Annotated in this window: 2 protein-coding genes; both read right to left on the bottom strand. The window is 67.2% G+C overall.

Going from position 1 to position 1,565, the window contains the following annotated elements; all coding sequences use genetic code 11:
* Nucleotides 1-529, bottom strand: a 529-nt coding sequence (locus RMN95_RS05175; protein ID WP_309615883.1) for a tetrahydrofolate dehydrogenase/cyclohydrolase catalytic domain-containing protein, incomplete at its 3' end; no start/stop codon positions are given.
* Between the two features lie 97 nt (nt 530-626).
* Nucleotides 627-1,565, bottom strand: a 939-nt coding sequence (gene glyA / locus RMN95_RS05170) for a serine hydroxymethyltransferase (protein ID WP_309615882.1), incomplete at its 5' end; no start/stop codon positions are given.

Below are 1,565 nucleotides of genomic sequence, written 5' to 3'. Positions count from 1 at the left end.
GCCGGCCCACGGTCAGGCCGCGGCCGACGACCACCACATGGCGACCCGAGATGGGCACGCCGTAGCGCTGCAGCATCTCGATGATCCCGGCGGGGGTGCAGGGCAGCGGTGACGTGATCTCGCCGGCGACCCCGAGTACCAGCCGCCCGAGGTTGGTCGGATGCAGGCCGTCGGCATCCTTATCCGGATCCATCAACTCGAGCATCGTGTTCTCGTTGAGCGCTGGCGGCAGCGGCAATTGGATGATGTAGCCGGTCACAGCGGAGTTCGCGTTCAGGTCGGCGATCGCGGCTCGCACGTCATCGGTGGATGCCGTGGCGGGCAAATCGACGCGGATCGACTCGATGCCCACCTCGGCGCAATCGCGGTGCTTGCCCGCCACATAGGAGAGTGATCCAGGGTCGCTGCCCACGAGCAGGGTGCCGAGCCCGGGTGTGATGCCGCGCGCCCTGAGCGCCGCAATCCGCTCAGCAAGTTCGCCTTTAATGGCGGAGGCAGTGGCAACCCCGTCGAGCCTAAGTGCCGTCATGCGCCAGCCTGCCGTGAGATGCGGCGAATGTACGTTCCGGGAAATCCCGAAGGTGCTTTTACCGCACCTCGCGAGCATCCAGCGCGGACGGCGACCGTCATACCCAGCTTCCCGGGCTGACGAGGCCCGGGTACAGGGGGTAGCCGTCGGTCAGCGCCAGGACGCGCGAGCGAAGGGCAGCGACATCCGGAGTCGGCTTCAGGGCTTCGGCGATGATGTCGGCAACCTCCGTGAACTCGGCGTCGCCGAATCCACGGGTCGCGAGAGCCGGGGTGCCGATGCGGAGCCCGGACGGGGTCATCGGCGGGCGCGGGTCAAACGGCACCGCGTTGCGGTTCACAGTGATGCCGACCTCGTGCAGGAGGTCTTCCGCCTCCTGGCCGTGGATGGGCGCCTTGCGCAGGTCGACGAGCACGAGGTGCACCTCGGTGCCGCCGGTGAGCACGTCAATGCCCGCGGCAACCGCGTCGGGCGCGGTCAACCGTTCGGCCAGGATCTGCGCGCCGCGAATGGTGCGCTCCTGGCGCTCGACGAATTCGGGTTCGGCCGCGAGCTTGAACGCCGTCGCCTTCGCGGCGATCACATGCATCAGCGGCCCACCCTGCTGGCCGGGGAACACGTTCGAGTTGATCTTCTTCTGCAGCTCGAGGTCGTTGGTCATGATGAACCCAGCCCTGGGCCCGCCGAGTGTTTTATGGACAGTGGATGACACGACGTCGGCATACGGCACCGGTGACGGATGCAGCTTGGCCGCGACCAACCCGGAGAAGTGGGCCATGTCGACCCAGAGTTTCGCTCCCACCTCATCGGCGATGGCACGATAGGCCGCGAAGTCGAGCTGGCGGGGGTAGGCGGACCAGCCGGCGATGAGCACATGGGGCCTGACCTCGAGCGCTTTCTCGCGCACCGCATCCATGTCGATCAGGTAGCTCTGCGGGTCGACGCCATAGGCGTGGGCCTCGTAGAGTTTGCCCGAGAAGTTGAGGCGCATCCCGTGGGTGAGGTGGCCGCCGTGGGCCAACTCGAGGCCGAGGAT

Source organism: Salinibacterium sp., from assembly GCF_031364185.1.
Classification (GTDB): domain Bacteria; phylum Actinomycetota; class Actinomycetes; order Actinomycetales; family Microbacteriaceae; genus Rhodoglobus.
This window is presented reverse-complemented; position numbering and strand designations above follow the sequence as displayed.